Below are 25,424 nucleotides of genomic sequence, written 5' to 3' on the forward strand. Positions count from 1 at the left end.
TGACCTTCCCCCACAGAGCTACATACAGAACTGCTGGTACAGCCCCCAAAATTATAGGTATAATCCCATAAATTACTCAACCGGTTTAGAAGCGAAGATGACGAAACTGACCTTACAAGAGCAGATGCTCAAAGCTGGATTAGTGACCAGCAAAAAAATGGCTAAAGTCCAGCGGACGGCTAAAAAATCACGCGTCCAGGCTCGTCAGGCAAGAGAGGCCGTGGAAGAAAATAAGAAAGCACAGCTTGAGCGCGATCAACAGCTTAACGAACAACAAAAACAGGCTGCCTTATCTAAAGAATATAAAGCTCAGGTGAAGCAGCTGATTGAAATGAACAGAGTCGTTATTGCAAAAGGAAATATTGATTTTAATTTCACAGATAATAACCTGATTAAAAAAATAGCGGTTGATAAGACGACGCAAACTCAGCTGGTAAGTGGTCGTCTTGCCATTGCTCGCCTGGCTGCGGGGGCGGGTGGAGAGAGCGAATACGCTATTATCCCTGCGATCGTAGCCGATAAAATTGCGCAGCGAGATGCGAAAAGTATTGTATTAAACAGCGCGCTGAGTCAGGAAGAGCAGGATGAAGAAGATCCGTATGCTGATTTTAAAATTCCTGATGATTTGATGTGGTAAATCTCGCCTGTCGGCTTTTACGATCTAAGCCCTCTGATTAAGCACTTTCTTATGCACTTTTGTCTCATCACGCACGTCTTCGTGGTAGATATTTCCGCTGTCAGAACGGGCAGGCATGACGGGCTTTGATCCACTCTCCGTTGATGGGATGAACAAAATGCAACTCACTGGCGTGCAGCATCAGACGCGGCGTGCGTTCGGTGCCGGGCAGCAGGCGTCCGCCATACAGGTCGCAGCCCAATATGGGGTGGCCCAGCTGCTGGCAGTGAATGCGTAGCTGATGTGTGCGCCCGGTCTCCGGGGTTAGCTGTACCCGCGTCAACGGCAGTAACGTCCTGTTTTCCAACGGGTGATAAAAGCGTTCAACGACCCGATAGCGGGAGCGAGAGGGCTTGCCGTGGATTGAGCAAATCGACATCAGCGGGAACAGCGCCGGGTCTTTGGCAATTGCTGCATCGATCACTCCTTCGTTATCGTCCAGATGTCCGCAAAGCAGTGCGCTGTAGACCTTGGTCACTGTGCGCTGACTGAACTGCTGGCAAAGGGCGGCATTAATCGCCTTGTTGCGGGCAATCACCATCAGCCCGGAAGTGCCGAAATCCAGGCGGTGGACGAGGGTGCAGCCGGGGAATATCTGTACCAGCCGATAATGCACCGAATCGATATTTTGCGGATTCTTCCCCGAGAGGCTGAGCAGTCCGGCGGGTTTATTGATCAGAACCAGGCGATCGTCCTGATAGAGAATCTCTATCTTGTTGTGGCAAGGCGGCGCAATGAAGGTATCGGCAATAGAAGACATCAGGCTGCCCGGATGGAGAGTGGGAGCGGATAATAACGGATTTCCAGCCGACTGGCGAATCTGGCTGTCCGGAAATTTATCGTCCAGACTTAAACCAAAGACATAGTCTGCGCAGGCATTGTGTTTTACACTGCGCGCTGCAAAAACTGAGTAGATAAACGATTAAGTAGGTGGTAATGGCGATGAACGGAACGATCACAACTTGGTTTAAAGATAAAGGTTTTGGATTTATCAAAGATGAAAACGGTGATAACCGTTATTTTCATGTGATTAAAGTCGCCAACCCTGAGCTGATTAAAAAAGATGCGGCGGTGACTTTCGAACCCACCACTAACACCAAGGGTTTGTCAGCTTATGCTGTGAAAGTCGCACCGGAAAGCAAATACATCTATATCGCGGGCGAGCGCCTTAAACTTACGTCGATCAAGTCTTACCTGGTTTACAGCGAAGAAGTGCCTGCCGATACCCGCATTGATAAAGAAAATACGGTGCTGTCTGTGGGGGTACTGATGAGCAGTATCAGGCCCAAATCAGCGGCAGAGCCTGGCGAAACACGCTCGCTGAAAAAACTGGCGATCACCACCTTCCAGGGGACGACCTTAATCTTTTCGGAAGAAGAGATAGACGTGGATAGCACGGTGAAACTGCTTAAGGTCTGAGATCATTCAGCCAAGCCCTGAGCTGGTACAGCTGGGGCAGCGCAGATAAGGTGCGGCATAACGCGGATCTGCCTGATGGTTACTGATATGGCTCCAGACCCCGTCTGTTGGTGGAACATCACGGGGCTGAAGCCGAGTCGATGATCCGCAAATTAAGCCCGCCATTGCTTCTTATCCCTGGCCGCAGTCTTATCACGTCTGGCCCGGCCCCCACGGTAATATTTTTCTCGCCCATATCGGGCGGGAAGTGCCGGCGCTAAAACTCAATCTGTCGGCAAATGCGGCAGGTAAGGATTATCGTTCTCTGCTTCACCCACTGGGGCTTAAGAAGGTTTTGAAATCAACGTACTGGGGCTGAATCTCGGTGTGGAATTTGCCCCTTTGCAGCTGCCTTTTATTGACGGGCAGGGGGCGATAATCTGCAAAAAGAGAACCCGCAAAACTCATTTGCGGCATCGGAGTAAGCCGGAGACAGGGGCTGAAGCTTGATAAAGTGAGCGCTCTGTCGCCAGGCCGCCCCTTGCATCGTCCAGCCGTTCAGGCAGATTCCGTCAGATATTCGCTTATCATTTCATCAAATGAGGCGTTAGCCTGGAAACCCAGTTTGCGAGCATAATCAGCATGAAAATCGCCGGGCCAGGAGTTGACGATATCCCCGATTGCCTGCTCTTGTTGAAAGCTGACGCGTGATGCGACTTTATCACCGCACAGGCGCTGTAGCGATGCCAGCATCTCTGCTACCGTCACCGACAGACCGCACAGGTTAATCACTCGCCCCTGGTCAAGCTGTTTGCCGCCCAGTTCGTGGCCGTGGATTAATGCCTGTACCGCTCTGGCCGGTGACATCAGCCACAGGCGCGTCTGCAGGCTTACCGGACAGTTGGCCGCTTCACCGTTGAGCGGTTCGCGGATAATGCTACTGGCGAAACTGGATGCGGCAGCATTGGGTTTGCCCGGCCGCACCACAATCGTTGGCATACGCAGGCTGCGTCCGTCAATAAAGCCTCTGCGGCTGTAATCCGCCAGCAGCAGGTCATTTATCGCTTTCTGCGTGCCGTAGGAACTCTGCGGCATCCACACCTGGTCGTCCGCCACTTTGTGCGGTAGCCTGCCACCAAATACCGCCACCGAACTGGTAGTAACCAGCCTGATGCGCTGCGGCAGCTGGCGCAGGCGATCCATAATATGGCGGGCGGCATCCACGTTGATTTTCATGCCCAGGTCGAAGTCCTGCTCCGCCTGGCCGGAGACCACCGCCGCCAGGTGAAATACGCTGTCTGTGCGATCGCCAATCAGCCTCTCCAGTTCAGACGTTTGGCTGATATCACTACAGACAACCTTCAGTCGCGGATCGCTGACCCCCTTGAGCGCGACGATATCAACGGCGGTGATGCGCTTAATCGCCTGTAATTGCCCCTGCTGATGAGTTAATGAACCCTTTGCCAGCAGTGCCTGCACCAGTTTTTTACCCAGTAACCCGGCAGCGCCGGTGATGACGATATGCATAATATGCCTCGTGGCTGCTAGCGGTTGACAACACGGCCGGGGATCAGAAAGATTGCCGCCGTTCCGACCAGCATCGTGCAGGAGATAATTACCATACCGCTCAGCGTCGAGTGGGTCAGGTCAGTGAGTAACCCCATCAGATAAGGGGCGACAAAACCAGCCAGATTACCAATGGAGTTAATCAGAGCGATGCCGACCACCGCCATGGAGCCACCAAGGAAAGCGGTTGGCAGGCTCCAGAACAGCGGCAGAGTGCTCAGGCTGCCCGCAGCACCGAGCGTCAGACCACACATCGCCAGCCACAGGTTGTCGCTGTAAAGGGCCGAAATCACCATACCTGCAGCGCCGATGATGGCAATAATCGCCAGATGCCAGCGGCGTTCGCGGTGTTTATCCGCACTACGCGCCGCCACGATCATCGTGACAATTGCCGCAGCATAAGGGATTGCGGTCAACAAGCCGACGTTAAATACATCCTCTACCCCGGCGTTATGCACCAGGGTGGGTAGCCAGAAACTGACAGTGTAAAAACCGGCAATCAGGCAAAAATAAATCAACGCCAGCAGCCACAGCTTGCCGTTACGCAATACGCTGTTCAATGTTGCCTGTTCGGTGGCACTATCCTGTACGGTATCTTCCTTCAGACGCGCGTTCAGTAACGACTTTTCTTTCTGATCCAGCCAGTGGGCGTGCTCTATGCGGTCAGGCAGTAGCCAGAACACCAGCGCCCCAATAAACAACGACGGCGTACCCTGAATGATAAACAGCCACTGCCAGCCCGCCAGCCCCAGGCTATGGTGGAAATACGACATAATCCCGCCCGAAAGCGGGCCACCGAGTAGTCCTGATAGCGGCACGGCGGCGGCAAACAGGGCAAATATTTTGCCGCGCCGGTATGAAGGGAACCAGAGCGAAAGATAGAGGATCACGCCAGGATAGAAACCGGATTCGGTCAGGCCGAGCAAAAAGCGTACCGTATAAAACTGCCAGGGCGTGGCGACCAGGGCTGTGAGCGGGGCGATAGCTGCCCAAGAGACCAGCAGCGCGGCCAGCAGACGGCGCGCACCAACGCGCTGTAGCACCATATTGCTGGGGATCTGGAAAAAGAAAAACCCGATAAAAAAGATCCCGGCACCCAGCCCGTACACGGTTTCAGAAAAGGCGAGATCGCTGGACATTTGTAATTTGGCAATGCCGACGTTGATGCGGTCGAGATAGGCGAAAATATAGCTGACGGTCAGGATGGGTAAAATGCGCCAGGTGGCGCGCCTCCATGCATTTTCTTCCATGTCACTCGTCGGGCAAGTCAGGGGGAGAGCCTCGGTTGGTGAACGCATATGACATCCTTGGTTGAGTGAGAGTAGGGCGACATCCTTTCTTCAGGCTTCTTCAGGCAGTAGCCAACCCGCTTCTGTGACCATGCAGCGCTATCTCGCGGCAACAGAAGCGGGCAGTTATCTCTGTCTGTGTTGTTTTAGGCAGTCTATACGGGCAGTTGAGAATGTTCCGGGAGCGCTATCACAACAATAACGCCCGTTATCAATTAAATCGGATGCGTTACGTTGTTAACTTCAGTGCAGAAGAAAGAGGGTAGCCAGCCCGAGGAAGATAAAGAAGCCGCCAGTATCGGTAAGCGCGGTAATCAGTACGCTGGAGCCAACAGCCGGATCGCGTTTCATTTTTATCATCAGCAGCGGGATCAGAACGCCCATCAGCGCTGCCAGCAGCAGATTAAGCAACATGGCCAGCATCATTACGCCGCCGAGCGCCGGGTTACCATACATCGCCCAGGTGATGCCCCCCATCACGCCTCCCCAGAACAGGCCGTTAATCAGCGCCACGCCCAGTTCACGACCGACTAAAAATGAGAAGTTAGCTGGCTCCACCTGATGCAGCGCCATTGCCCGCACGATCATCGTAATCGTCTGGTTACCGGTGTTGCCACCAATCCCTGCAACAATCGGCATCAGCGTTGCCAGTGCGACCAGCTGCGAAATGGTATTTTCAAACAGGCCAATCACCCGCGAAGCGACAAAGGCGGTGCACAGGTTAATTGCCAGCCAGGCCCAGCGGTTGCGCACCGATTTTCTGACCGGGGCAAAAACATCTTCTTCAGGATTCACCCCGCCCATTTTACGGATATTGCTGTCGTTCTCTTCGTGTACTAAATCAACGACATCATCAATGGTCACGCGGCCCATCAGTTTCCCTGTGGCATCAATAACGGCGGCTGAAATCAGGTTGTATCGCTCGAACGCCCCGGCGGCATCTTCGGCTCTGTCATCGATAAGGAAGTTGGTTGGTCGATCGTTCATCACTTCCATTACCCGTTTATCCGGCGTGTTCAGCAGGATATCAGTCAGCGGCAGCTCGCCCAGCAGCATATTGTTTTTATTGGTGACAAACAGCTTATCGGTACCATCGGGAATGGATTTTTTTCGCCGCAGAAAGCGTTGTACGGTTGCCAGCGTCACGTCTGCGCGCACCGTCACCAGTTTGAAATCCATAATGCGGCCGACGCGATCACGATCGAAATCCATTACCTCCAGCACGTTTGAGCGTAGCGCCGGATCCAGTGATGTCAGCAAGCGCCCCGTCAAATCGCGCGACAGGTATTTAGCCAGCCAGGCTTGTTCGTCGATGTCGAGCGGTTCGATGGCGCGCAGCAGATCGCGGTCACTCATCTCCTCAATCAGACTCTCCCAGACATTTTCTGAGGCTTCGAGCAGGACATGGCCCCGGCGATCGTTTCCTACCAGCCGCCAAAGTGCCAGGCGTTCGTCTTCGGGCAGGGCTTCCAGCAGGTCGGCGATATCTGCGGCATGTAGCAGGGGTAAGGTCTGCTTAATCTCCTCAACCTGCTGACGATGGACGTCTGCTTCTGCAGAGGATTCACGTCGCGGGCGCTCCAGCAGGGTATCGACAAGATCTTTATCAGATAGCAGCAGATTGAGAATGCGGCTGCGAACTTCAGCCAAATGCTGGACATGGGAAGGGGCTAAAGGCATGCAATATCCTTTTGTCTGAAGAAAAGAAGGTGACAGCTTAACTGATTCAGGCAGCAGTGGGTGAGCAAATGTCATGAAAACATCGGTTTCGCAAGCCCTTCATTGATGATGGCTTTTCGATAACGATGCTTGTGGGTATTACCGATGAGAGTATTTCTGTTGGTGATGCCGGACAGCTTGCGGGACAACTGATATTAACTGCCCCAGCAAAATAATAACCCTGACCAGCATGATAACGCGGATAAGGCGAGGGGGTTGTGACGTATTCCGGATGACACAGCGTTGTTGCGGCAGTATTTCCTGTAGTATATCCGTACGGCAATAATGCATTGCGGCACAGGCGTTATTTTCTCACCCTGACCGGTGACATGCACTGCTAAAAGGGAGTGAAGTATGAATCACTGGGAATTAACCTGAACGGGATTGAATGATGATCATCTTTTTATCCTGACAAGATTTAATAAACACTTTTCATAAATATGCCATACAATAGTCGGTTACAATAGTGAAAGTCTGCAGATAAAAATCTTAAATAATGATAAAACAATGAAAAAAACGAGAATGCTGGAAAAATTTACCACCTGCTGGTGGGGGTTACCGATGCTACTCGCGCTACTGTTGATGCCATTAGCCTCTGCCTTGTCGGTGCGGCTTTGGATCTCCGACGGTTATGTCTACCTGATCTATTTACCCATGGCTATGATGATTGCCATGATGCTGGTGTTTGACTGGCGCTCTTTTCCCGGCATAGCCGTGGCTTTATGCTTCCACTTCTACGGACGTTACAGCGTGTTACAGGGATTGGTGCTTATTGCGATGTTTATGACTGCGCTGGCACTGGGCTGGTGGGGCTATCGTACACAGCTCAAAACCCGCTGGAACGTCAGTCCGGGTGAGTTGAATCAGATCAGCGTACGACTAATCTGGCTGGTATTGGTGATACCCACCTTGTTTATTATTTTCGCCCAGCTGGCGCTACCGACGGGAATATTGCCTCTTCACCATACGATCCTGGTTGATGAATCTTACTCGTTGCATACGCTACTTAATTATCAGTCGTTGCTGATGGCCTCGCTGGCGACCGTGCCACTGTTCTATTTCTTACTACGGCTGTCACGCAACCCGCGTTTTTTACTGATTTTAAAGGCGCGCTGTCAGCGCCAGATTGCCGGGGGAGTGACGTGGCGTGAATGGCTGACGTGGCTGGTATTACTGGCAACATTACTGATAATGCTGACCTTGTTCAAAGCCAGTAAGGATAATTTGCTGACGACCGAGTACGGTCTTCCACTTCTGCTGCCGCTGATGTTATGGTCCGCGCTGCGTTTTGGTTATCATTTCACCTCAATCAGCTGGGGCGTACTGCTGGTTGTTCTTTACCAGCTACGCGACCGCTTTATGAATCTGGGGGCGATGGAGCCTTATAATCTGCTGGTTATGTCGGCTTACCTGCTGGTTTTTACGCTAACCATTTTGCTGATGTCGGCCATCAGCACCCGCCAGCGTAAGCTGCTGGTGCGCGCCAGAGAACTGGCAATGACCGACCCGATTATCGGGCTGCCTAATTTGCGCGCCTTGAATAAGGATCTCGCGGTCGTTTCCTGCTCATCACTCTGTTTTCTACGTATTCCCGATCTTGACCGTTTAAGCCGTACTTACGGGCTGCGGCTGCGTATTCAGTACAAACGCAGCCTTGCTATTTATCTGCGGCCTAATCTGTTTGCCGGGGAGACAATCTATCAGCTGCCCGGGTTTGACCTGGTGATACGTCTGAATCATGCTGTTCTGCAATCACGAATTGAAGAGCTGGAAGCACGAATAAAAAGTTATCACCTGAGCTGGGACGGCCTGCCGATCCATCCCGATATCGGCCTCAGCTACTGTACGGTCAATACGCCTGTGCTGCATCTGTATGAGCTGCTGGGTGAAATGAGCGCCCTGGCCGAAACGTCACTGCGCAATGGTCATGCGGTAAATCTGCAACAAACGGCGAATGTTCCTGTGCAGCGCCATGTCACTGAAAAGCTGATGATGTTACATGATATTAAACTGGCGTTGCAGAACGGTTGTTTTCATCTGATGGCGCAAAAGATCTGCGGCGTACGGGGTGATGACTACTATGAAATTTTGCTGCGTATGGTGAACACGCAGGGCGAATATATCAAACCCGCCAGTTTCTTACCGGTTGTACAAGAGTTTGGTCTGACCTGGGAAGTGGATCGCATGGTGCTGGAGCAGGCACTGACATTTATTCATGGTCATCGTCAACAGTTACCGGGCATTCGTCTCGCTGTCAATTTGTTTGCTGCCTCGCTGTGCCGACCGCAGCTCACGGAGGAAATTACCTCCCGGCTTAAAGCTCATGGCGTGGAACCCTGGCAGTTGATTATTGAGGTGAAAGAGTCGCCAATGTTAAGCGATAACAGCTGGGGTAACCGCTCACTGGCTCAGTTACGGAAACTGGGCTGTCGGGTGGCGATTGATGACTTCGGTACGGGGTATGCCAGCTATTCACGCCTTAAACGGGTGCAGGTTGATATGTTGAAAATTGACGGCAGCTTCGTGTGCAATATGCTGAATAACAGCCTCGACTATCAGATTATCGTCTCTATCTGCGCGGTGGCGCGACTAAAGCGCATGCAGATCGTCGCCGAGTTCGTTGAAACGGAAGAGATCGCCGGCGAACTGCGTAGGCTGGGCGTTGATTACCTGCAGGGGGATGCGGTCGGAATGCCAATACCATTGCAGGAGCTGGCCCCCGTTCAAACAGAGGCAGATGCTGAAGTCAGGCCTTGACGTTAGCTTTCTGTGCCAACAGGGTCGCAAAGCGCAGAGGGATTCGCTGGCCGTTTTCACCGCTGCGCTGCAGTTGTCCGACATGCTCATTGTATTTCACAATATGCCATTTGCGATAGTAATGGCTGAGTTCGCCGGACTTAAAGGTAAAAGAGAAGTCCTCACGGCAAGGATAGTCCCGACTGTCCATCACTGACACGATCAGGTTATAACCATCACGCACCGTGCTGGCCTGCATATCCGCAATCAGCTGCGGAATGGTTGCCGGCTGCAGGAACTTCATCACCGCCGTCGCCAACACCAGGTGATATGCACCGTTGAAGCGCAGCGTATTGAGGTCGTGCCGGGCGGTATGCAGCCCGCGCAGATCCCCGACAGTGATAATTTGCTCAAGCCGGGCAAGGCAGGCCGGGTTATTATCCCAGGCCGTGACGTCGAAGCCTTTGCTATTAAGCCACAGCGAATTACGCCCGCTACCGCAGCCAACGTCAAGTGCTCTGCCTCCTTCAATGCGTGGCAACGCCTCCGTTAATTCCGGATGCGGTGCATCAGGTAAGTATTTTTTGTAAAAATCGCCATCGGTGAGTGGGTTCATGAGCGTCAGTGTGTGATTTCCAGTCATTGTGGCGCTGCGGCTGCGGGATGAACGACGTATCAGAACGATCCCGGTGGCCGCCACAGGTGGTCGGCATCAGTGAATTGATCGAGCCGGGTTAAGCCTCTTCCCGGATGGTAAGCTGCCAACCGGTTACATCATTCCAGTAACTCTGTTCGCGTTCCAAATCCAGCTGAACTAAATTGTTCTGGCTAAAGTAATCACGCGGGAAGGTCAGGGTCCAGTCACCTTCATCGGTGTGCAGATGCAGGTAACCTGGCCTGCTGGTGGCCTGGCGCTGGTTGTTGAGCAGCGTAGCCAGGCGTAACAGAAACACCATTGGCAGGAACTGCTTGCGCTTGAACAGCGTCAGGCGCGGCATATCTTCTACTTTCACGGCCTTACGATGATAGCGTACCAGCGTAGCCAGCAGCGTCTGCTGATCCTGATTAAATCCGGGCATGTTGGTGTTCTGCAGGATATAGGCCGAATGACGCTGCATGCCGCTGTGGTTGATGGTCAGTCCCACTTCATGCAGCATTGCTGCCCATTTTAACAGCGCCCCCAGCTGCGGATTCGCCTGCCTGGCGTTCTGGTCGCGCCACTGACTGTAGAGCTGTTCGGTGGTTTCCAGCACCCGACGAGCCTGGTCGCTGTCGATGGCATAATGATTTGCCAGGCTTTGCGCCGTACGGCTGCGAATATCCTGATGTCGGAAACGGCCTTCCATTTCATACAGCACGCCTTCACGCAGCGCGCCGTCGGAAAGGCGCAGCTCGCGGATAGCAAGGGCATCAAACACGCCGCACAGGATCGCCAGACCCGGCACGAACACCCTTTTGCGCTCTTCCGACAGCCCCGGCAGACTAAGGGCATCGAAGGATTTATATTTAACCACTTCGTCATAGAGCAGCTGCAGGCGCTCAGGGGTGATCAGCTTATCTTTCTCGCCCATCGCCTGCAGCACTTCACAGGCGGCTTTGATCGTGCCGGAAGCGCCCAACGCAAACTGCCAACCTTTCAGACGATACTGCCATGCCAGCGTTTCCAGTTTTTGTACCGCAGCAAGGCGTGCACGGCGAAAATTTTCTTTGCTGATCGTGCCGTTGGGGAAATAAAGATTGGCAAAACTGACGCAGCCCATACGGCGGCTCTCGACCAGTTTCGGCTCGAAATCTTCACCAATCACCAATTCGGTGGAACCACCGCCAATGTCAATAACCAGCTTGCGCCCTTTTTCCGGCTGGGTATGCTCCACGCCCATAAAGATCAGACGCGCCTCTTCATTGCCCGAAATCACTTCAATGGGATAGGGGATAACCTCTGCTGCGCGCTGGAGAAACTCTTGCGCATTTGCCGCTTCGCGCAGGGTATGAGTCCCGACAATAGTCACGTTTGTCGGGCTGAAACTTTGCAAGCGTTCGGCAAATAACGCCAGGCAGCCGAGACCACGTTGAATCGCGTCTTCGCTCAGCACATTATTGCTGTCCAGCCCGTCCGCCAGATGTACGCGCTGCTTGAGGCGTCCCAGTACCTGCATGGCGCCATCCACCACGCGGGCAATCACCATGTGGAAACTGTTCGAACCCAGGTCAATGGCTGCGAATTCCTGCGGTTTGGCAGTGCTTTTAGGGGTAATTGGCATAGTGATTAATCAGGTTGTTCAAGAGATTTAATGTACTCGTAGATTGACAGCTGCGAACGCACCTTACGGCGATTACCGCGCGGTACATAGCGGTTGCTCAGCTCTTTATCGACGAAACGGGCTTTCAGCGTATCACTCATCAGGATGGCGATAATGTCCATGATGCGCTGTTTCAGAATGGGATCAAGTACGGCAACGGCCACTTCAATACGATAGTCAATGTTGCGCGTCATCCAGTCTGCCGAAGAGAGAAACACTTTTTTGTCGCCGCCGTTATCAAAGATATAGACGCGGTCGTGCTCCAGATAACGGTCAACGATGCTGATCACCCGGATATTATCACTGATCCCTTCCAGATTGGGGATCAGTGAGCACATGCCGCGCACCACCAGTTCGACCTTAACGCCAGCGCTGGAAGCGGTGTACAGGCGATCCACCAGGCCTTTATCAACCAGGTTGTTGATTTTCAGCGTGATCCCGGAGGATAACCCCTGCTGCGCATTGGCAATTTCATTATCTATCAGCTGGTATAGCATTTGGCGCGAATTCTGTGGCGACACCATCAGATGTTCGAAACTCACCGGGCGGTACGGGTTTTCAATAAAGTTAAATACTCGCCGCAATTCATTGGTGATACGTGCATCGGCGGTCAGCAGCGAATAGTCGGTATAAAGCCGTGCGGTCTTTTCATTGAAGTTACCGGTACCGATGTGCGCATAGCGGTTGATTTCGCCGTTTTCACGTCGTGAAATCAGGAACAGCTTGGCGTGGATTTTCAGCCCCGGAGCCGAGAAGATGACGTGAACTCCGGCTTCGGTCAGGCGTTTCGCCCAGTGGATGTTGGCCTCTTCATCGAAACGCGCCTGTAACTCCACGACGACCGTCACTTTCTTACCGTTGTAGGCGGCGTGGATCATCGCATCGATAATGCGTGAATCCTTGGCAACGCGGTAAATATTGATTTTTATCGCCAGCACTGCCGGGTCGAAAGAGGCCTGGCGCAGCAGCTCCAGTACGTGCTCGAAGGTGTGATAAGGGTAATAGAGCAGCACGTCGCGGTTGCGGATGGCGTCAAATCCGTTGCGAAAACGGTCGAACCAGATATGGCGCAGCTGCGGCAGCGGCTTGTTCACCAGGTTGGCTTTGCCAACGTTGGGGAAAGTAATAAAGTCTTTGAAGTTATGATAACGCCCACCGGGCACGATAGAGTCATAATTGGAGATGTTCAGCTTGTTACGCAGCAGCTCCACCATCGCATCCGGCATATCGCGCTGATAGACAAAGCGCACCGGTTCGGCGGTCAGGCGCTGCTTCAGGCTGGACGACATTAACTCCAGCAGGCTGGATTCCATTTCAGTGACCAGGTCGTATTCGGCATCACGCGTCATTTTCATCGAATAGGCGTTCAGCGCGTCGTAATCGAAAAAGCCACGGAAAATATCGCCCAGGCAGTAACGCAGAATATTATCCAGCAGGATCATCGGCTTTCTGCGGCGCGGCGTCTCCGGCGGCAGGTTGACGAAACGCGGCACTTTATCCGACGGGATCTCCAGCAGCGCGTAGTTTATCTCTGCTCCGCGAATAATCTCTACCGCCAGATAGGTGTAATCGTCCTTGAGAAACTCGATTAAATCGGTGTCATGGTTAATCAGGATCGGGGTGATGTGCTGGCGCAGATGATGTTTGAAGTAATGACGCAGCCAGCTCTGCTGATTAGGAGAAAGCTGACGTTCGTTGATCAGGAAAATCTGGTTACGCGCCATTTCTAACAGCAGATCGTTGTAAAGGCCGTCAAACTCCCGATCGGCTTTCAGAACCCGCGCCTGAATTTTCTTCAGCAAATGACGTGGAGTACCCGGAATTCCCTGTTCTTCGCCGATAAGAATGCGACGCTTCAGGTCAGCAAAACGGACTTTGTAGAACTCTTCCAGGTTATTGGAATAGATACCGAGAAAGCGCATACGTTCAATCAGCGGGTTGGTTTTATCAGCCGCTTCCTGCAATACGCGCTCATTAAAGGATAACCAACTCAACTCTTTTTCTATATACAGCTTTTCCTGACCCATTTTTACTCCGTTCGCTGATTCAGGATATTGGGTAGCCATTATCCTGAAACATTATGGCGACAGTATGGCAGCATTGTCCAACGCTCGGTGAATGTTGATTGTCTTATTAATCACATACGGGCAACATAACGGTTTTGAATCACCATGGAAATCCGCGCAGAGATGACTGACCGCCCAATCCCCGTTGACGACAACGCCGGGCGTCGCCGCATCATCGAAAGGTTGACGCGGCGCGTAGTGACCGCGTGCGGGATGGCCATCTTACTGGTCATGATGCTGTTGCTATTCTGGCTGGTCTGGGTGGTGGTGCCGCTATTTATCGCTCCCGGTCTGCGGGCGGATAACCCGATCAAACTGTGGCAAAGCGATGCGGCGATAGCCATGGGCATGGATCGCCAGCAAAAATGGGGCTGGCGTATCGATAATCAAGGCAGCGGGCGTTTTGTGCCGCTCAATGCTGAACCGCCTTCTGCGGCCTTAACGTTACTGCGTGGCAGCATCAGGGCCAGCGTCAGCATGGATAATCAAAGCGTGTTGCTGCTTTCAGAACGCGGGGCGATGGTGGTGGTGCAACCGGACTTCACGTCAGGCGCGGAACCGCGCTGGCAATACCCGCTTGGCGATGTGCCACTGAGCAGTGGGGAAGAGCACATCCACCATTTTGCCATCACGCAGAGCGCCGAAAACCGCTGGCAGGTCGCACTGGCAACCCCCGATCATATCGCTTTGTGGCAGTTGCAGGCACGGCAGCCTGCTTTGCAATACCGGCTGAATATCAGCGGGGTGGATCAACTGCTATTCTCGCCCGACGGCGGCAAGCTGTACACGCTGTCCGGCACGCAGCTAAGCGTATGGCTGCTTGGCAGCGGCCAACCCAAGCTGCGTGAGGCGCTGAATTTGGCAGAAAAGCCTGCAGGCCTGAGGTTACTGAGCGGTGGCGCTTCACTACTGATAGCCGACGATCGCGGCATTGGGCAGTGGTTCGATATTGCCAGCACCGCGCAACCACGGTTGCGCTTTATCCGCGACTTCGCCGGTGCGCAATGGCAACCTTTGATGGTGACTGAACCTCACCGTCGCGTCTTCGCCACCCTCAGCCCACAGGGGGAACTCAAACTGTTTGCCAGCAAGCAGCAGGGAGCGATCCTCCGCCGTCAACTGGAGCCAGGCGTGCTGATGGTGCAGTTCGCCCCGGAAGGTGACGGGCTGCTGGTGGAACGGGCAGGAGCCTGGCAGCACTACCGGCTGGACAATCCGTGGCCGGACGTCAGCTGGCGCAGCCTGTGGCAAAAAGTCTGGTATGAAAACTATCCTGAACCCGAATATGTCTGGCAGGCGACCTCCGCCAATGACGATTACCAGGGAAAATTTAGCCTGCTACCGATGGTGGTGGGGACATTAAAAGCGGCGGGTCTGGCCATGTTATTTGCCACGCCGCTGGCGCTGGCAGCCGCCATGTATACGGCCTGGTTTATGACGCCGGGCCTGAGGCGCTGGGTGAAACCCGCCATTGAAATGATGGGGGCGCTGCCGGGCGTGGTCATTGGGCTTATTGCGGGTTTGTGGCTGGCTCCGAAAATAGCCGACCGCCTGTCCGGCGTACTGTTATTACCGCTGATACTGGCATCAGTGCTTCTGTTGTGTAGCTGGACGCGGCAAAAGTTACCGCCGGTTTGGCAAAAGCGCTGGCGTGCAGAAGGTGGCGAAGTGCTGCTGCTGATGCCGTTGTTGTTGCTAAGCGCCTTTATTTCACTGTGGGCGATCCCGCTGCTGGAGCATGCTTTATGGGGACAGGGACTGGCGGAGCGTTTCAGCACCGATTACCCGCAGCGTAATCTGTTGGTGGCCGGGGTGGCGATGGGCTTTGCCCTGGTGCCGCTGGTATTCACCCTTGCCGAAGATGCCATCTTCAGCGTGCCCGCCTCGCTGGGGCAAGGCTCGCTGGCGCTGGGTGCAACCCCCTGGCAAACGCTGACCCGGGTGGTGCTACCCGCAGCATCCTCGGGTATTTTTGCCGCCCTGATGATTGGCTTTGGCCGGGCAATAGGAGAAACCATGATCGTGCTGATGGCCAGCGGGAACACCCCGGTAACCGATGGCGGGCTGTTTGCAGGCTTACGCTCGCTGGCTGCCAATGTCGCGGTGGAAATGCCGGAAGCGGCAGCAGGAAGCGCTCACTATCGCTTGTTGTTCTTGTCTGCGCTGGTGCTGTTGGTCTTCACCCTGGTGATCAATACCCTTGCCGAGCTGGTGCGCCAGCGTCTGCGACGGCGCTATAGTCAGCAGGAGCAGCAAGGATGAAAGGTGCGGCTGCGCGTAATCACCGCTGGCGCTGGCTTACCGCCGGAGCGGTGGCCGTTAGTCTGCTGGCTTTCCTGCTGCTGATTGTGCTGCTGGCCTGGCAGGGGTTACGCTATTTCTGGCCACAGCCGCTGGTGCTGTTCACCCTGCAAACCCCGAACGGACAGGTGCAGATGTTAGGGGAGATCGCCGCAGAGCAGCAGGTTTCTCGCCAGCAATTGCAGTCCAGCGGCCCGCTTTTACCGGCCGGCATGCCGGAAAGCGTCACACGCTATCTGATTAAAACCGGTAACCGCGATTTCAATGGCACGGATTTTCGCCCGCTGCTTTCCAGCGAGATCCTACACCAGCAGTTGCCGAAGCAGGTCATTGTGTTGCAGCGACGTGCTGGCGGCAACGCGTACGGCTGGTTCGAAGGTTTGCTGGAAGACCGGCATCCGTTGACCGCGCATAACCTTTTTCAAACCTTGCAGCAGCGTTTGACGCAGACTCATGAGCACCTCAAAGAAGCAGAAACGCTGCGCCAGGTCGAGATGGCACGACTTAATGCGCAGATGGAAGAGCTGGAACAGAAAAGACAGCAGCAGCGCAACGACCAGCGCTACACGCCGGAACAGCAGTCAGCTTATGAAGCGGATCGCGCCGAGCTGCAGCGCCAGTTTGCACACCAGTCGTCCAGTCTGGCAGCATTAAATCAGGAAAGTCACAATACCGTACTGGTGCTGCGCGATGCCGGCGGAGAAAGGCACCAGATACCGCTGGCGCAGATCGTCGCTGCATGGCAGCCGAATGCCATGAGTGCCGGGGGGAAGTGGCGACATTTTGCTCACCAGCTGTGGCATTTTGTCAGTGATTCAGCATACGAGAGTTTCGGTGATGGCGGGGTATTCCCGGCCATTTTTGGCACCATACTGATGGTACTGCTGATGTCCGTAGTGGTGATGCCGCTTGGCGTGGTGGCGGCAATCTGGCTGCACGAATATGCCGGCAGCAATCTGTTAACCCGGCTGGTACGCATCGCGGTGGTTAACCTTGCTGGCGTCCCCTCAATTGTTTATGGCGTATTCGGTCTCGGTTTCTTTGTCTGGTTGATGGGCGGCAGCATTGACCGTCTGTTTTTCACCGCCAGGCTGCCGAACCCCACCTTTGGTACGCCCGGGCTGCTCTGGGCTTCGCTGACGCTGGCCCTGTTAACCTTGCCGGTGGTGATTGTGGCCACCGAAGAGGGGCTGTCGCGCATTCCTCCCTCGCTACGCCAGGGTTCGCTGGCATTGGGGGCAACACAGGCGGAAACCCTGTGGCATATTACGCTGCCGCTGGCTGCGCCTGCCATGCTAACCGGGCTGATTCTGGCGGTAGCGCGCGCTGCCGGGGAAACCGCACCGCTGATGCTGGTTGGCGTCGTCAAAAAGGTGCCGGAACTGCCGGTGGATGCGCTGTTCCCGTATTTACATCTCGATCGTAAGTTTATGCATCTCGGGTTTCAGATCTACGATCTGGCTTTCCAAAGCCCCAATGCTGAAGCCGATCGTCCGCTGGTGTTTGCCACCGCGCTGCTGCTGGTATTACTGATATTGGGGTTAAACCTGATGGCGATGATATTGCGCCATCGTCTGCGCGAGCGCTGCCGTGCGCTGATGCTTTAACACGGGACTTTTTATGGCAATCACCTTAAATGATGTGAATACCGCGCTGGAACTGGACAACCTGAACTTATGGTATGGCGAAAAACAGGCATTAAACAACATCAGCCTGCAGTTGCCTGCAAACCGCATCACCGCACTGATCGGCCCTTCCGGCTGCGGTAAGTCGACGCTGTTACGCTGCTTCAACCGCATGAACGATGCCATCGACGGCTGCCGCATTAGCGGGGATATCCGTCTGCAGCAGCACTCCATTCTGGCGTCCGGGCAGGATCTCTGCGCGCTGCGCCGCCGGGTTGGCATGGTGTTTCAGCGGCCAAATCCCTTTGCCAAGTCCATCTATGACAACGTGGTGTACGGCCTCCGTTTACAGGGCGTGCGTGACAAGCGCGTGCTGGATGAAGCAGCCGAGCGGGCGCTGCGGGCTGCGGCGCTATGGGCAGAGGTGAAAGACAATTTGTGGCAGAACGCCCTGACGCTCTCCAGCGGGCAGCAGCAGCGGCTGGTTATAGCCCGCGCTATCGCCATAGAGTCGGAAATCCTGCTGCTGGATGAGCCAACGTCGGCGCTTGACCCGATTGCCACGCTGGTAATTGAAGAATTGATGACCACGCTGAAACAGCATTTCACCCTGATCCTGGTCACGCACAATATGCAGCAGGCGGCGCGCGTATCTGACTATACCGCGTTTATGCACCAGGGCCGGGTAGTGGAATTTGGTCTGACCGATACGCTGTTTACCGCACCACGCCAGCGCCGTACGGAGGATTATATTACCGGAAGGTATGGCTGATGCGCTAAGAAACCGATGGCAACCCTGCATGCAGGTTCGGCCCCGGTTTCGGTTGCCGCGCTTAGCCGACAGCGTGCCCGTTGGTGGGCAGCCGCTGGCCATCCAGCCAGGCTGCGCCATCGCGCATGGCCAGGCGTCCGTCCACGAACCAGCTCACCACCAGCGGGTAGATGGCATGCTCCTGATGCTGCACGCGCGCAGCGATATCGTCTTCTGTGTCATCGCTGAACACCGGAACTTTCGCCTGGAGGATCACCGGGCCACCGTCCAGCTGTTCAGTGACAAAATGCACCGAGGTGCCGTGCTCTTCATCGCCATTTTCAATCGCCTGGCGATGGGTATGCAGCCCCGGGTATTTCGGTAGCAGGGAAGGGTGAATATTCAGCATGCGCCCGGCGTAGCGTTGAACGAATTCCGCACTGAGAATGCGCATATAGCCTGCCAGTACGACCAGATCGGGCGAATAAGCGTCTATTTCCAGCATTAGCTGACGATCGAAAGCGCAGCGGTCGGCGAATTGCGCCGCCGCCAGCGCGTGAGCCGCAATGTTGGCCGCGCGCGCACGCTCCAGCGCAAAAGCCCCGGCTTTATTGCTGAAAACGGCAGCTATCCTGCCGCCGATCCGCCCCTGCTGGCAGGCGTCCAGTATTGCCTGTAAGTTGCTTCCATTGCCGGAAACCAGCACGACGATGCGTTTCATGCGTTAATCACCACGCGCTCTTCCGCGTCGGAGGCTTTGATTACGCCAATTTTCCACGCCTTTTCACCGGCATCGTTCATCAGCTGTAGCGCTTTGTCCGCTTCCGCCGGGCTAAGGGCAATCACCATACCCACGCCGCAGTTAAAGGTGCGGTACATCTCAAAGCGACTGACGTTACCGGCCTGCTGCATCCAGCTAAAGACGGCTGGCCACTCCCAGCTTGACTCTTCCAGTACCGCCTGGGTGTTGTCTGGCAGCACGCGCGGGATATTCTCCCAGAAACCGCCGCCGGTCAGGTGGGCAATGGCGTGCACGTCCACTTGCTCAATCAGGCTGAGGATGTTCTTCACATAGATGCGCGTAGGTGCCAGCAGATGGTCCGCCAGCGGCTTACCTTCCAGCTGGGTGGTTTGCGGGTCAGTGTTGCTGAATGCCAGAATTTTGCGTACCAGCGAGTAGCCGTTAGAGTGTGGGCCACTGGAGCCGAGGGCGATCAGGACATCGCCTTCAGCCACTTTGCTGCCGTCGATAATCTCTGATTTCTCCACCACGCCAACGCAAAAGCCGGCCACATCGTAATCTTCGCCGTGGTACATGCCCGGCATTTCAGCCGTTTCGCCGCCGACCAGCGCACAGCCGGACTGCGAGCAGCCTTCAGCGATGCCGGCGATCACGCTGGCAGCCGTGTCAACGTCGAGCTTGCCGGTCGCATAATAATCGAGGAAAAACAGCGGTTCAGCGCCTGATACCACCAGATCGTTTACGCACATGGCAACCAGATCGATACCAATGGCATCGTGGCGTTTCAGATCCATCGCCAGACGCAGCTTGGTGCCGACGCCATCAGTACCGGAAACCAGAATCGGTTCACGATATTTTTGCGGCAGGGCGCAAAGGGCACCGAAACCGCCCAGGCCACCCATCACTTCCGGGCGACGAGTCTTTTTCACTACGCCTTTGATACGGTCGACTAAAGCATTACCCGCATCGATATCTACGCCGGCGTCTTTATAGCTGAGAGAGGTTTTGTCGGTCACTGCGAAATCCCCACGCGGTTTGCGGTTGGTGTGGTGTTAAAAAAGAGCGCGGCAATTCTATCAGCGCAGGCAAACGTTTGCGAGTACCATCTGTCCACAAGTTGCGGATAGCCCGTTTCCAGGCGATCCTTATCAATGCCGGGCAGAAGAGAGGATCAGTTGCACTAAGTCATAGGGCGGCAGGGGAAATAGCGCTATACTTTCGCGATTTTTTTTGCAGCTTAACACTCCGGGAGTAAAACAATGAAGATCGTGGAAGTGAAACACCCGCTGGTCAAACATAAACTGGGTCTGATGCGTGAACATGACGTGAGCACCAAACGTTTCCGTGAACTTGCGTCAGAAGTGGGAAGCCTGCTGACTTATGAAGCCACCGCCGATCTGGAAACCGAGAAGGTGACCATCGAAGGCTGGAATGGTCCTGTCACCATTGACCAGATTAAAGGCAAGAAAATTACCGTGGTGCCTATCCTGCGTGCCGGTTTAGGCATGATGGAAGGCGTGCTGGAGCATGTACCGAGCGCGCGCATCAGCGTGGTCGGCGTCTACCGTGACGAAGAAACCCTGGAGCCGGTGCCCTATTTCCAGAAACTGGTATCAAATATCGAAGAGCGTATGGCGCTGGTGGTCGACCCGATGCTGGCTACCGGGGGGTCAATGATCGCCACCATTGACCTGCTGAAAAAAGCCGGCTGCAGCAGTATCAAAGTGCTGGTGCTGGTCGCGGCGCCGGAAGGCATTGCCGCGCTGGAAAAAGCGCACCCGGACGTGGAGCTTTACACCGCTTCAATCGATCAGGGGCTGAATGAAAAGGGCTATATCATTCCTGGCCTTGGCGACGCCGGTGATAAAATCTTCGGTACCAAGTAAATCATGCTGCAGGCCAGGTTTACGGCAGGGCTTCCTGAGGCTGTTCGCTCTGGCGAGGGGCCGTAGCATCGCCTCCGATTTGATAAGCCGGCCGCAGAGTCGGCTTTTTTATGGTTAACACTTAAGGGGTAATGACTGTATGACACGTCGCGCAATTGGCGTACACGAGCGGCCACCGCTGCTGCAAACCATTCCGCTCAGCTTCCAGCACCTGTTTGCCATGTTCGGTGCCACCGTGCTGGTACCGATCCTGTTCCATATCAATCCGGCCACCGTGCTGCTGTTTAACGGCATCGGCACGCTGGTTTATTTGTTTATCTGCAAAGGTAAAATCCCGGCGTATCTGGGATCGAGCTTTGCCTTTATCTCACCCGTTTTGCTGCTGTTACCGTTGGGTTACGAAGTGGCGTTAGGCGGGTTTATTATCTGCGGCGTGCTGTTTTGTCTGGTGGCGCTGATGGTCAAAAAAGCCGGTACCGGCTGGCTGGACGTGATGTTCCCTCCGGCGGCAATGGGCGCCATTGTGGCGGTCATTGGCCTGGAGCTGGCGGGCGTGGCGGCGAATATGGCGGGCCTGCTGCCTGCAGCCGGTAGCGCACCCGATGGCAAAACCCTGATTATCTCAATGGTCACGCTGGGCGTGACGGTATTTGGCTCGGTGTTGTTCCGGGGTTTCCTCGCCATTATCCCCATTCTGGTCGGCGTGCTGGCTGGGTATGCGCTTTCCTGGGGAATGGGGATTGTTGACTGGACGCCGGTACGGGAAGCGCCCTGGTTTGCTTTGCCAACCTTCTATACGCCGCGCTTCGAATGGTATGCCATCTTCACCATTTTGCCCGCCGCGCTGGTGGTGATTGCCGAACATGTGGGCCATCTGGTGGTCACGGCGAATATTGTCAAAAAGGATCTGTTGAAAGATCCGGGACTGCACCGTTCAATGTTTGCCAACGGGATTTCCACCGTGTTCTCCGGCTTCTTTGGTTCCACACCGAACACCACCTACGGGGAAAACATTGGCGTTATGGCGATTACCCGCGTTTACAGTACCTGGGTGATCGGCGGCGCGGCGATTCTGGCTATTCTGCTCTCCTGCATTGGCAAACTGGCTGCGGCGATCCAGGCGGTGCCGGTGCCGGTAATGGGAGGGGTATCGCTGCTGCTGTACGGGGTGATTGCTGCTTCCGGAATTCGCGTATTGATTGAATCGAAAGTGGATTACAACAAGGCGCAGAATTTGATCCTGACCTCAGTTGTGCTGATTATCGGCGTCAGCGGGGCGAAAGTGCATATCGGTGCCGCCGAGCTGAAAGGGATGGCGCTGGCGACAATTGTCGGCGTGGCACTTAGCCTCATCTTCAAGGCATTCGGCCTGCTGCGCAAAGAAGAGGAAGTGATCGACGTGCCGGATGAACGTCACGACGCGCGCTGAACCTGAAGGGGCAGCGTCTGTTGCCCCTGTCATACCACATTTTCTTAATCTTGCCGATCCCACTCGCCGGGATCCCGCTTAGCATTTCATGATCCCGTCTGAGTTGTGTTAGAATTTTCGCGTTTTCTGCCTGCTCAAACCCTGAGGTGATTCTGAACACGCCGGCACAGCTCTCACTGCCACTTTACCTGCCCGATGACGAAACCTTTGCCAGCTTCTGGCCAGGGGAGAATCCGTCGCTATTGGCCGCGCTGCAAAGCGCATTGCACCAGCAACATGGTAGCTATTTCTACTTCTGGTCGCGCGAGGGAGGAGGACGCAGTCATCTGCTGCACGCCGCCTGCGCTGAACTGTCGGCGAAAGGCGAAGCGGTCGGTTACGTCCCGCTGGATAAACGCACCTGGTTTGTGCCTGAAGTGCTCGACGGGATGGAGCAGCTGGCTCTGGTCTGCATCGACAATATTGAATGTATTGCCGGCGACGGTCCCTGGGAAATGGCGATCTTCGACCTGTATAACCGCATTCTGGAAACCGGGAAAACGCGGCTGCTGATTACCGGGGATCGTCCACCGCGCCAGCTCAATCTGAAGCTGGCCGACCTGGCTTCGCGCCTCGACTGGGGGCAAATCTACAAGCTGCAACCGCTGTGCGATGAAGACAAGCTGCAGGCGCTACAGCTGCGCGCCCGGCTGCGCGGTTTCGAGCTGCCAGAAGACGTTGGCCGCTTCCTGTTAAAACGCCTCGACCGTGAAATGCGCACGCTGTTCGTGACGCTGGATCAGCTGGATCGCGCTTCAATCAGCGCCCAGCGCAAGCTGACCATCCCCTTTGTCAAAGAGGCGCTGGCGCTCTAAAGGATCTCCAGCACCTGCTGTGGCGGCCTGCCGATACGCGCGTGTCCGTTAGCCACCACGATGGGGCGTTCGATCAGGCTGGGCTGTGCCGCCAGTGCACTCAGCAACTGCTGCTCGTCGAGCTGCGCGTCATCCAGCCCCAGGGCGATATACTCATCCTCTTTTTGCCGCATCAGCTGGCGCGCACTGTGCAACCCCAGCTGCTGCAACAGCGCTGTGAGCGTTGCCAGATCCGGCGGAGTTTCCAGATAAAGGATAATCTGCGGCTCCATGCCACGGGCTTTCAACAGCGCCAGCGTTTCGCGGCTCCTGGAGCAGCGCGGATTATGGTAGATCAGTACTTCGCACATCGCTTCGTTCCTTATGATTTCTGGTACTGACGAAAACGCTGCTGCAGCTGGCGCAGCTGGTCTATTCGCGCATCGTAACGCGCCTGCTTCAGGCTGCCCAGCGGCACCGCCGCGCTGGCGCTACTGAGACTGCGGATCGCCTGATCGAGCTGTCCGGCTAACGCCAGGCTTTCGGCTCGCGCGGCCTGCTCTTCATCACTCTGGCCCTGCTGGGAAGATGCCTGAGCCAGTAGATCCCAGCCGTTGGCGTCGTCTTTATTCGCCCAGGTATAACGATACAAAACTTTGCCGGCATTGGCTGGCTGTTTCGCTTCAACATACGCGTTAGCAAGGTTGAGCTGTATTACCGGGCTGTTGCTGCTGTTGCCCTTTACTGCCAGCAGGCGGTTAATCGCCTGCTGCGGCTGTTTCAGCCCTATATCGATGTCGGTCATGAGATCCAGATACCAGACGTTATCGGGCTGTTTCGCTATCAGCGGCATGATGATACTGCGGGCATCAGCAAACTTATTGTCGCCCAGCAGCAGTACCGCCTTGCCATACTGCGCGGCGGCCTGCTCGCGGCTGTTGCCGTGTGCCAGCGTGGTGAGCAGATCGTCATTCAACTGATTTTGCCCGCTGGAGAACATGCCCAGCGCCCTGACTTTCGCCATGTAGAAGTCCTGTGATGACTGTACCACCACCGGCTTCATCTGATTTGCCCGGTTTCGCGTATCGGCCAGGCGGCTGTCCGGCAAAGGGTGGGTCAGCAAAATCTCAGGGGGTTTAGACGCAAAGCGCGATGCATCGACCAGCTTTTGCAGAAAATCAGGCATGGCTTCCGGATCAAAACCGGCACGTTGCAGCACCTGGATGCCGATGCGGTCTGCTTCCTGTTCATTCTGCTGGGTGAAGCTGATCACCCCCTGTTGAGCGCCAGCGAGCGTGCCGCTTAGCGCCGCCATTCCGGCCTGCGGGCTGGCCATTGCCAGCAAAATCGAACCCAGGGCGCCTACCCAGGTGAGCGGGGCGTTACGTTGTTGATCTTCCATCGCTCGTGCCAGATGGCGTTGGGTAACGTGCGAGATCTCATGTGCCATTACCGACGCCAGTTGGCTTTCCGTATCGCTGTAGCGAAACAGTGCCGAGTGCAGAACCACGTTGCCGCCAAAAAAGGCAAACGCGTTTATCTCATCATTGCGTATCAGATAGAAATGGAATGGCGTTTTCACCGACCAGGCATGTGCCACCAGGCGTTGCCCCAGCTGGTTGACATACTGACAGAGCAAAGGGTCATTGATGACGGGCGCGCTGGCGCGCAGCTGGCGAACATAAAAATCGCCCATTGCCCGTTCCTGATTAATCGATAGCGTACCTGCCGCAGTGGTGCCAATATCCGGCAGATTGTCGCTGTTATCGGCGCGAGCCGGAATGATGCTTCCAGCCACGACCAAAGCGAGCAGCGAAATCAGCAGGTTTTTTTTCAGTCGGATAGACATACGAAGCCCTGGTAAGGAAATGCTGTTTTGACCGGCAAAGCGGCGAAAAGTGTCCTGTGTGTCTGTTTCCACGGCACCCATTTTATATATTACCCAGCACCCGCTATGAAAGAAATGGTTAAAAGACTATGCTCTAAGCCAAATGCTGCCCGCAGCAGCCTGTTATATCGCTGGTTATACTGTTTCTGCAACGTTTAAGCTGCGTACAATGGGCGTTTGCCAGCACGAAACTGCCCACTATTCACCAATACGGATACT

20 protein-coding genes and 1 pseudogene are annotated in these 25,424 nt (G+C 55.0%); 10 read left to right on the forward strand and 11 right to left on the reverse strand.

Features of this window, described 5'->3' with window-relative positions; all coding sequences use genetic code 11:
- The first annotated feature begins 97 nt into the window (after positions 1-97).
- Positions 98-637, forward strand: coding sequence for a DUF2058 domain-containing protein (locus tag EPYR_RS05500; RefSeq protein WP_012667417.1), 540 nt, complete (start codon positions 98-100; stop codon positions 635-637).
- A 100-nt stretch (positions 638-737) separates the two neighbouring features.
- Here EPYR_RS05500 and EPYR_RS05505 read toward each other — a convergent pair whose 3' ends face one another.
- Entirely contained in the window at positions 738-1,436 is a 699-nt protein-coding gene (locus tag EPYR_RS05505) for an RluA family pseudouridine synthase (protein ID WP_012667418.1), read from the reverse strand.
- Between the two features lie 176 nt (positions 1,437-1,612).
- Between EPYR_RS05505 and EPYR_RS05510 the strand changes: the two genes are divergently transcribed.
- Positions 1,613-2,095 carry a cold-shock protein gene (locus tag EPYR_RS05510; protein WP_012667419.1) on the forward strand — a complete coding sequence of 161 codons (483 nt, stop codon included), beginning with the start codon at positions 1,613-1,615 and terminating at the stop codon, positions 2,093-2,095.
- A 29-nt stretch (positions 2,096-2,124) separates the two neighbouring features.
- A pseudogene (locus EPYR_RS19950) lies at positions 2,125-2,559 on the forward strand (DUF3750 domain-containing protein); the annotation flags it as partial.
- Between the two features lie 73 nt (positions 2,560-2,632).
- Here EPYR_RS19950 and denD read toward each other — a convergent pair.
- The 3 genes from denD to mgtE all read right to left on the reverse strand — a co-directional run bounded on the left by denD (position 2,633) and on the right by mgtE (position 6,609).
- The gene (gene denD / locus EPYR_RS05515; RefSeq protein WP_012667420.1) at positions 2,633-3,601 is read right to left on the reverse strand and encodes a D-erythronate dehydrogenase; all 969 of its coding nucleotides are present in this window, start codon (positions 3,599-3,601) and stop codon (positions 2,633-2,635) included.
- Positions 3,602-3,618: 17 nt separating this feature from the next.
- Positions 3,619-4,938 (reverse strand): MFS transporter, encoded by a 1,320-nt coding sequence (locus tag EPYR_RS05520; protein WP_012667421.1) that lies wholly within the window; start codon positions 4,936-4,938, stop codon positions 3,619-3,621.
- A gap of 234 nt (positions 4,939-5,172) precedes the next feature.
- Positions 5,173-6,609, reverse strand: coding sequence for a magnesium transporter (mgtE, locus tag EPYR_RS05525; protein WP_012667422.1), 1,437 nt, complete (start codon positions 6,607-6,609; stop codon positions 5,173-5,175).
- Positions 6,610-7,155: 546 nt separating this feature from the next.
- Between mgtE and EPYR_RS05530 the strand changes: the two genes are divergently transcribed.
- On the forward strand, positions 7,156-9,405 hold the full coding sequence (locus tag EPYR_RS05530; RefSeq protein ID WP_012667423.1) for a sensor domain-containing phosphodiesterase: 2,250 nt from the start codon (positions 7,156-7,158) through the stop codon (positions 9,403-9,405).
- Here EPYR_RS05530 and tehB read toward each other — a convergent pair.
- The 3 genes from tehB to ppk1 all read right to left on the reverse strand — a co-directional run bounded on the left by tehB (position 9,395) and on the right by ppk1 (position 13,711).
- Entirely contained in the window at positions 9,395-10,027 is a 633-nt protein-coding gene (gene tehB / locus EPYR_RS05535; protein ID WP_014538687.1) for a tellurite resistance methyltransferase TehB, read from the reverse strand. The genes EPYR_RS05530 and tehB overlap by 11 nt on opposite strands.
- Before the next feature lie 91 nt (positions 10,028-10,118).
- Complete coding sequence (ppx, locus tag EPYR_RS05540) at positions 10,119-11,645, reverse strand: exopolyphosphatase (RefSeq protein ID WP_012667425.1); 1,527 nt, start codon at positions 11,643-11,645, stop codon at positions 10,119-10,121.
- Positions 11,646-11,650: 5 nt separating this feature from the next.
- Positions 11,651-13,711, reverse strand: a complete 2,061-nt coding sequence (ppk1, locus tag EPYR_RS05545; protein WP_012667426.1) for a polyphosphate kinase 1 — start codon at positions 13,709-13,711, stop codon at positions 11,651-11,653.
- A 144-nt stretch (positions 13,712-13,855) separates the two neighbouring features.
- On the opposite strand from ppk1, the gene EPYR_RS05550 reads away from it, so the two are divergent.
- Genes EPYR_RS05550 through pstB form a run of 3 tightly spaced genes read left to right on the forward strand, consistent with a single transcriptional unit; the run spans position 13,856 to position 18,448 of the window.
- Positions 13,856-16,012 (forward strand): ABC transporter permease subunit, encoded by a 2,157-nt coding sequence (locus EPYR_RS05550; RefSeq protein WP_012667427.1) that lies wholly within the window; start codon positions 13,856-13,858, stop codon positions 16,010-16,012.
- Positions 16,009-17,658: a phosphate ABC transporter permease PstA gene (gene pstA, locus EPYR_RS05555; protein ID WP_012667428.1), complete on the forward strand. Its 1,650-nt coding sequence runs from the start codon at positions 16,009-16,011 to the stop codon at positions 17,656-17,658. The genes EPYR_RS05550 and pstA overlap by 4 nt, the downstream gene beginning before the upstream one ends.
- Before the next feature lie 13 nt (positions 17,659-17,671).
- Positions 17,672-18,448 (forward strand): phosphate ABC transporter ATP-binding protein PstB, encoded by a 777-nt coding sequence (pstB, locus tag EPYR_RS05560; protein WP_012667429.1) that lies wholly within the window; start codon positions 17,672-17,674, stop codon positions 18,446-18,448.
- Between the two features lie 61 nt (positions 18,449-18,509).
- Here the strand turns inward: pstB and purN are convergent, their stop codons facing one another.
- On the reverse strand, positions 18,510-19,148 hold the full coding sequence (gene purN, locus EPYR_RS05565; protein WP_012667430.1) for a phosphoribosylglycinamide formyltransferase: 639 nt from the start codon (positions 19,146-19,148) through the stop codon (positions 18,510-18,512).
- Positions 19,145-20,185: a phosphoribosylformylglycinamidine cyclo-ligase gene (purM, locus tag EPYR_RS05570; RefSeq protein WP_012667431.1), complete on the reverse strand. Its 1,041-nt coding sequence runs from the start codon at positions 20,183-20,185 to the stop codon at positions 19,145-19,147. The genes purN and purM overlap by 4 nt, the downstream gene beginning before the upstream one ends.
- Positions 20,186-20,428: 243 nt before the next feature.
- On the opposite strand from purM, the gene upp reads away from it, so the two are divergent.
- The 3 genes from upp to hda all read left to right on the forward strand — a co-directional run bounded on the left by upp (position 20,429) and on the right by hda (position 23,338).
- Positions 20,429-21,055, forward strand: coding sequence for a uracil phosphoribosyltransferase (gene upp / locus EPYR_RS05575; protein ID WP_012667432.1), 627 nt, complete (start codon positions 20,429-20,431; stop codon positions 21,053-21,055).
- Between the two features lie 139 nt (positions 21,056-21,194).
- Positions 21,195-22,484 carry a uracil permease gene (uraA, locus tag EPYR_RS05580; RefSeq protein ID WP_012667433.1) on the forward strand — a complete coding sequence of 430 codons (1,290 nt, stop codon included), beginning with the start codon at positions 21,195-21,197 and terminating at the stop codon, positions 22,482-22,484.
- Between the two features lie 146 nt (positions 22,485-22,630).
- Positions 22,631-23,338 (forward strand): DnaA inactivator Hda, encoded by a 708-nt coding sequence (gene hda / locus EPYR_RS05585; RefSeq protein WP_012667434.1) that lies wholly within the window; start codon positions 22,631-22,633, stop codon positions 23,336-23,338.
- Here the strand turns inward: hda and arsC are convergent.
- On the reverse strand, positions 23,335-23,688 hold the full coding sequence (gene arsC / locus EPYR_RS05590) for an arsenate reductase (glutaredoxin) (protein ID WP_012667435.1): 354 nt from the start codon (positions 23,686-23,688) through the stop codon (positions 23,335-23,337). The genes hda and arsC overlap by 4 nt on opposite strands.
- 11 nt (positions 23,689-23,699) lie before the next feature.
- A complete protein-coding gene (bepA, locus tag EPYR_RS05595) occupies positions 23,700-25,166 on the reverse strand; it encodes a beta-barrel assembly-enhancing protease (RefSeq protein WP_012667436.1) in 1,467 nt (488 codons plus the stop codon).
- Positions 25,167-25,424 lie beyond the last annotated feature (258 nt).

Source organism: Erwinia pyrifoliae DSM 12163 (assembly GCF_000026985.1).
GTDB classification, from domain to species: Bacteria; Pseudomonadota; Gammaproteobacteria; order Enterobacterales; family Enterobacteriaceae; genus Erwinia; species Erwinia pyrifoliae.

Coding starts and splice junctions, on each gene's coding strand:
- EPYR_RS05500 (WP_012667417.1), top strand. CDS start 98: ATGACGAAACTGACCTTACAAGAGCAGATGCTCAAAGCTGGATTAGTG.
- EPYR_RS05505 (WP_012667418.1), bottom strand. CDS start 1,436: ATGTCTTCTATTGCCGATACCTTCATTGCGCCGCCTTGCCACAACAAG.
- EPYR_RS05510 (WP_012667419.1), top strand. CDS start 1,613: ATGGCGATGAACGGAACGATCACAACTTGGTTTAAAGATAAAGGTTTT.
- denD (WP_012667420.1), bottom strand. CDS start 3,601: ATGCATATCGTCATCACCGGCGCTGCCGGGTTACTGGGTAAAAAACTG.
- EPYR_RS05520 (WP_012667421.1), bottom strand. CDS start 4,938: ATGCGTTCACCAACCGAGGCTCTCCCCCTGACTTGCCCGACGAGTGAC.
- mgtE (WP_012667422.1), bottom strand. CDS start 6,609: ATGCCTTTAGCCCCTTCCCATGTCCAGCATTTGGCTGAAGTTCGCAGC.
- EPYR_RS05530 (WP_012667423.1), top strand. CDS start 7,156: ATGAAAAAAACGAGAATGCTGGAAAAATTTACCACCTGCTGGTGGGGG.
- tehB (WP_014538687.1), bottom strand. CDS start 10,027: ATGACTGGAAATCACACACTGACGCTCATGAACCCACTCACCGATGGC.
- ppx (WP_012667425.1), bottom strand. CDS start 11,645: ATGCCAATTACCCCTAAAAGCACTGCCAAACCGCAGGAATTCGCAGCC.
- ppk1 (WP_012667426.1), bottom strand. CDS start 13,711: ATGGGTCAGGAAAAGCTGTATATAGAAAAAGAGTTGAGTTGGTTATCC.
- EPYR_RS05550 (WP_012667427.1), top strand. CDS start 13,856: ATGGAAATCCGCGCAGAGATGACTGACCGCCCAATCCCCGTTGACGAC.
- pstA (WP_012667428.1), top strand. CDS start 16,009: ATGAAAGGTGCGGCTGCGCGTAATCACCGCTGGCGCTGGCTTACCGCC.
- pstB (WP_012667429.1), top strand. CDS start 17,672: ATGGCAATCACCTTAAATGATGTGAATACCGCGCTGGAACTGGACAAC.
- purN (WP_012667430.1), bottom strand. CDS start 19,148: ATGAAACGCATCGTCGTGCTGGTTTCCGGCAATGGAAGCAACTTACAG.
- upp (WP_012667432.1), top strand. CDS start 20,429: ATGAAGATCGTGGAAGTGAAACACCCGCTGGTCAAACATAAACTGGGT.
- uraA (WP_012667433.1), top strand. CDS start 21,195: ATGACACGTCGCGCAATTGGCGTACACGAGCGGCCACCGCTGCTGCAA.
- arsC (WP_012667435.1), bottom strand. CDS start 23,688: ATGTGCGAAGTACTGATCTACCATAATCCGCGCTGCTCCAGGAGCCGC.
- bepA (WP_012667436.1), bottom strand. CDS start 25,166: ATGTCTATCCGACTGAAAAAAAACCTGCTGATTTCGCTGCTCGCTTTG.